The organism is Thermosulfuriphilus sp., from assembly GCF_054026695.1.
The window spans coordinates 1-5,187 of the sequence record NZ_JBPMLP010000039.1 but is presented as its reverse complement, the minus strand read 5'-3'; the positions used below and the strand labels follow the sequence as shown (position 1 = coordinate 5,187).

Annotated in this window: 6 protein-coding genes and 1 pseudogene; 5 read left to right on the top strand and 2 right to left on the bottom strand. The window is 48.4% G+C overall.

The features are described from left to right. Window positions 1-715, bottom strand: a 715-nt coding sequence (locus tag ACXJJX_RS06160; protein WP_456433213.1) for a hypothetical protein, incomplete at its 3' end; no start/stop codon positions are given. A 286-nt stretch (window positions 716-1,001) separates the two neighbouring features. Here ACXJJX_RS06160 and ACXJJX_RS06155 point away from each other — a divergent pair. The 5 genes and pseudogenes from ACXJJX_RS06155 to ACXJJX_RS06135 all read left to right on the top strand — a co-directional run bounded on the left by ACXJJX_RS06155 (window position 1,002) and on the right by ACXJJX_RS06135 (window position 4,430). After that, window positions 1,002-1,988 carry a DUF4388 domain-containing protein gene (locus tag ACXJJX_RS06155; protein WP_456433211.1) on the top strand — a complete coding sequence of 329 codons (987 nt, stop codon included), beginning with the start codon at window positions 1,002-1,004 and terminating at the stop codon, window positions 1,986-1,988. Next, complete coding sequence (locus tag ACXJJX_RS06150) at window positions 1,978-2,619, top strand: roadblock/LC7 domain-containing protein (protein WP_456433209.1); 642 nt, start codon at window positions 1,978-1,980, stop codon at window positions 2,617-2,619. Before ACXJJX_RS06155 ends, ACXJJX_RS06150 begins: the two co-directional genes overlap by 11 nt. Beyond that, window positions 2,616-3,437, top strand: coding sequence for a hypothetical protein (locus ACXJJX_RS06145; protein WP_456433207.1), 822 nt, complete (start codon window positions 2,616-2,618; stop codon window positions 3,435-3,437). The genes ACXJJX_RS06150 and ACXJJX_RS06145 overlap by 4 nt, the downstream gene beginning before the upstream one ends. Before the next feature lie 52 nt (window positions 3,438-3,489). After that, window positions 3,490-4,035, top strand: a pseudogene (locus ACXJJX_RS06140) (NAD-dependent epimerase/dehydratase family protein). Beyond that, window positions 4,014-4,430 (top strand): NAD-dependent epimerase/dehydratase family protein, encoded by a 417-nt coding sequence (locus ACXJJX_RS06135; RefSeq protein ID WP_456433215.1) that lies wholly within the window; start codon window positions 4,014-4,016, stop codon window positions 4,428-4,430. Before ACXJJX_RS06140 ends, ACXJJX_RS06135 begins: the two are co-directional and overlap by 22 nt. Window position 4,431: 1 nt before the next feature. Here the strand turns inward: ACXJJX_RS06135 and ACXJJX_RS06130 are convergent, their stop codons facing one another. Then, window positions 4,432-4,989, bottom strand: a complete 558-nt coding sequence (locus ACXJJX_RS06130; protein ID WP_456433205.1) for a pyruvate kinase alpha/beta domain-containing protein — start codon at window positions 4,987-4,989, stop codon at window positions 4,432-4,434. Window positions 4,990-5,187 lie beyond the last annotated feature (198 nt).

Below are 5,187 nucleotides of genomic sequence, written 5' to 3'. Positions count from 1 at the left end.
TACCAATAAGGATTAAGGTGGCCGGTTCCGGGGTATGAATGGCCTGAACATCAAGATAATCGTTACCGCACTCTACGGTCCAGTGGACGGTAAAATGGCCCAAAGGTGAGGGCATAAGGCTTAAGGGAATGGCAACCTCAACGATATATCGCTGGCTGGCTAGATCGTTATCATCCCAGCCACTCCATTTAACGTAGCTTAAAAAGCCCGAACCCAGCAAGACTCCAGAATCCATACGATAGGGATTGGCTTCAGCATGGCTGCTGTAGTAGACGTCTTCCCAAGAGGAGACAGAATAGAGATTGCCAGCCTCAGGGCCAGCGATTCTAAAGGCATAGTCGTAGGTTCCGTTTGTGTCCTTATCGATGGCGATGTCACCGGCATCAAAGTGGAGAGAGTTGTAATCACGTCCTTCTTGGGGAAATCCAGTAACAATAGCCAGATATAGTTTGGCTGAATCCCAGGTCACATAGAGAGCCTCCACATCATAGGGCTGGTCGCCATAGCCCGGGCCGATGTAACCACTACTGTTGGGAGCATTGTCTTCTTCTGCGAAGAAGGCTCCAGAGAGAGGACTCCAGTCTGTACCGGGAACCACTCCCCAGTCACTAAGGTCTCCGTCGACATTGACCGAGAAGGCCTGGACCCTGGAGACAAGAAAGACTATCAACATAAGACCTAAAAGACTTGACAAAATAAAATTCCTTTTCCCCATAAAATTTGCCTCCTTATAACTATAAAACCGAGACTGTTTTGAATAGAAAGCAAAAATAAGGCCAAATTCCTTAAACAGTTTATTCTGTCTTTAATTAGTCTTTATTTTCTTGTTCTGGATAACGGTAAGGGAGAAAAATTTTTCCTTTTTGCCAGGACTGGGAAAACTTTTTCTTAACCTAAAGGATTTTTCTTTCTTTTGGTTGTCGAAGAGAGGGTTTGGACAGGACCATTGATGTTTTTGGAGGCTTTTTCCGAAAAATAGGGCAGGAGAGGAGTTAATTCCTATGCCTCAAATCCTGCTCATCAGCCCTGAAAACAGGCTTTCCACTTTTGAAGCCTGGTTAAAGGAGAATTTTCCAGGCTTTGAGGTTAAACATCTCTCCAAGGTTCCTGATGATGTCTCTGAGGCAACCTTAATAATTTCTGATATCCCCCTCAGAGCCTCGGAGGGCCTACCGCCGTGGATTCTGGTGAATGAACAAGGAATCTCGGTAAAGGAAGCCCGATCCGTAGGGGCGAGTCTGGTAATTTCTCCAGACGGCCCTTGGGATAAAGAGCTTATAGAAAGTCTCCTTGATGCCCCGTCTATAAGGGGAGACTTGGCCTCTTTTTCGCTCCCTGATGTCCTTCAGCTCTTGGCTGTAAAAGGGGGGCGTCATCTAATAAAGATTTTCTCCGCTGAAGGGCAGGGGAGGATCTATCTTGAAGGGGAGGAGGCCTACTTTGTTGAATTTTTAGGAGAAGATGAACTTTCAGGCCTTGATGCCCTGAAGAAGATCCTCACTCTTAAAAGTGGCTACTTTGAAGTTCGGCCCCCTCTTCTTTGGCCGGAAAGGCCCAATATTAATGGACCCATTCAGGCCTTACTTATTGAAGCCACCCGTTTAGAAGACGAAAGAGAAGAGACCGATCTTTTCTTCGATTTTGACGAGCTCAAATCGACATCATCTTCCCAACAGGAGGATGAACTTTCTCGGATTCAGGAGATCTTCCCCGAGGCCGGCCAGATCATCTTCCTTGATGAGGCCGGGAACATTATCGCCAGTAAGGGCGAAGGGGATAAAGACAGCCTTTCAGGACTGGTCTCTTATGTTTCCCTCAATCTGGCCGAAATAGGAGAAAATTTGGCCTTAGGTGATCTTAAAGGGTTTGCCATCGGTGGTTCAGAAAGCCTTTGGGCAGCGGTGAAAAAAGGGTCAAAGACAGTGGCCTTAAAGGCCTTTCCCCGAAAGGGCATTCTCAGGTGGAGCAAAAAACTCCTTGAAGTTTAGAGAAGAGATGCAGGCAATTCTGGCCAGTTTAAACAAGTTAAGTGAGGTCCTAGGGGCCTTTGTGGTCGGCAAGGAAGGAAAGATCCTGGCCCGCAATCTGCCTGAATTTTATACCCAGGAGATTCTGGAGTCGGTGATCCAATCCATCGAAGAGATCTCAACCGGCTTTGCTAGCGAAAGCTCCCAAGACTCGCCCCAAGAGCTGGTGGCCCTTTTTGAAAATGGGTCCTTAGTGGTCAGAGAGGCCCGGGGCCAAAAACTATATGTCCTCCTCAAAACTACAGAACCGAGCCCTATAGTCTGTGTGGCTCTGAATGCTTTGATGCTTAAACTGGAAAAATTCCAGGAGGAAAAACATTCCCCCTCAGCTCCGCCTGTCTCTGACACTGAGGTCCTGCCGCTGGATAGATTGCGGGAATTGGTTAAGGTCTTAGCTCAACATTATGGTCCAGCGGCAAAGATCCTCGTCAAACGGGCCCTCAAACAGGCTGGGGCCAGCCCAGATGGATTGGCTCCGACCAGAGTGAGGGATTTCCTTTTTGCTTTAGGAGCGGAGATCCCCGAGGCCAAGTTGCGCAAAAGCGTCATCAAAAAGGCCCAGGAAATTCTTGAGGTCGGGAGGAGATCATGAAGCTTGGGAATATAAGTCTGGCCAACAAGGTGGCCCTTTTTTTCTTGTTGGTGATCGGTCTGTCCGCCATAAGCTTAGCAATTACTGTTCAGAAATATCATCAAAAAGAGCTACTCGATCGGGCCCGGGCCGTGGCTAACTATTTTATTGGAGCGCCTCGTCTGGCCGAGTCCTTAGGGGGGCTCTGGGCCCAGGAGGCAACCTTGGTTTCTCCAGTTTTCAAGGCTACAGCCTCCAGTGAAGGCCAGGAGATCGTTCTCTATCGAATCCACGATCCAGATATTGTTAAGGCCCTGGCTAAGGTCACTGGGGTCTCAGGAATCGAGATTAACCTTAATGGACCTCTTCCCCAACTTTCTCCCTCTGGGGAGAAGTGGTCTTATGGACAGGGCTCCTTTGAGTACCAGAGGCTCATCAGGGTAGAGAGGGGCTGTCTTTCTTGCCACCATGCAGAGGGAGCCAAGCCCTACCTGCGCTTTGGTGAGGCCATTGGGGTGGTTACCGTGACCATACCTGGGCAGGGCCTCTGGGAGGCTCTCTCCGGGTCCTTTTCTGTCTGGAATGCAGCCTTCTTTTTGATTGCTGTTTTGGCCCTTTATGTCCTGGTTCGCTTTGAATTGATTTCTCCTCTTACTGATCTCAATAAAAAGGTAGAGATGATGAGCGTTGGGGATCTGGATGTTGATTTAGGGGTCTCTGGCCTTGAAGAAAAAGAGGTCAAAGATGAGCTCTTGCGTTTGGCCATTGCTATAGAAAGGCTCCGCAGAAGTCAGAAAACCATGGAAAGGCTTCTTGATGAGGAGGGGCTTTTAGATTAAAAGCCGCCTATGATTCTTGTTGTCGGTGGGGCAGGCTATATGTGGTAGTCACATGGTCCGCCTTCTTAAAAGGCGGGGCCAAGAATTGGTGGTCTTAGATGATCTTAGCCGGGGCCACAAGGAACTGCTCTCTCCCGATACAAATATCGTTGTTGGAGATCTTGGAGATCGCCCCCTCCTTAAAAGAATTTTTAAAAATATCCTATCTCGGCTGTAATGCACTTTGCGGCTTATTCTCTGGTAGGAGAATCTATCTCGGAGCCTCTTTCCTTATTGGCAGAATAACGTTGCTAAAACAGCCATCCTTCTGGAGGAGATGCTTTCATGCGGAATAAAATATTTTATTTTTTCTTCAACGGCGGCTGTCTACGGTAATCCTCAAGAGATTCCCATCCCTGAAGATCATCCTTTAAGGCCCGTTAATCCCTACGGGGAGACCAAGAAGGTCGTTGAGGCCATGCTATCTCATTGTGCGAGAGCCTTGGCCTGGTTTATGTTTCCCTTCGTTACTTTAACGCTCCTGGAGCTGATTCCTCCGGGTAAACTGGTGAATGGCATCAACCAGAGACCCATCTCATTCCCCGTGTCCTCCAGGTAGCTAGTGGCCAACGGGAGACCATTTCTATCTTTGGAGATGATTACCCTACTCCTGATGGAACATGTATTCGGGACTATGTTCATGTAAACGATCTTTGTGAAGCCCACATCCTGGCCCTGGAGGCCTTGATGTCTGGACATCCAGGAGGGATTTACAACCCGGGAAACGGCCAGGGCTATTCAGTAAAAGAGGTTATTGAATGTGCCCGAAAGATTACCGGCCATCCGATCCCAACGAAGATAGAAGCTCGCCGTCCAGGAGACCCTCCCATACTAGTAGCCTCAAGCTTAAAGGCCACCAAAGAACTTGGTTGGTGTCCTCGGTTTACTGATCTGGAAACTATCATCAAAACCGCTTGGAACTGGGAGAAAAAGCGCTTAAATTCGTTTTTTTAATCTACCAGTCCCTTGGCTTGGCTAGGATCTCTCTAACCTTTAAGTCAAAAAACATATTTGAAGGCATGGCCTTAATAATGGCCATGGTATCTGCTCCTCTACCAGTACCGGCTACGCTGATGACGTCTTCAGGTGGGATTAGCCCAGCATCGGCGGCCATCATCACTATCTCGCAACAGACCTTGATCCCCTGACCAAAGATCCGAAGGGTGTTGGCAATAATCTCTTGATCAGAGGTGCCCAGCTTCTTCCGGATAGCTGTTCCCAGATTTCTCATGACCATTGTTCCGGTATGGACTTTGGCCCCCAGAGACTCTAATCGAGCCCGGGTTTCATCAGTAAGTTCAAGGGCCCCGGGTTCCTTAAAGCCCACGTTATGAGTAACAACCACTAGGTTTACCGGAAGCCCTTGAAGGGCCTCTGCAGCCATAAGACCAGTGTCTCCATAGGTAGAGGCCACCACCACGTGTCTGATCCCTCGTTCCTTAACCGTGGCCTTAAGGATGGAAATAACCCGGGGGGTATTCTCACGGCCAGCCCTCTCAAAGTAGATACCCATTTTTGTCCCTCCTCTAAAATCCGATCTTTGGCTAAGGCTTTAAGAGATTAGTCCAAAGGGCAAAGGGATGTCTAGCGAATTTGAAACGATGATTCTCAAACTTGGGCTGACGGCGAGTTTTTACGAGAAAGTTAAATTTATATGGAGAAGTTTGGTGGGCCGCGGAGGACTCGAACCTCCAACCTATGGATTAAGAGT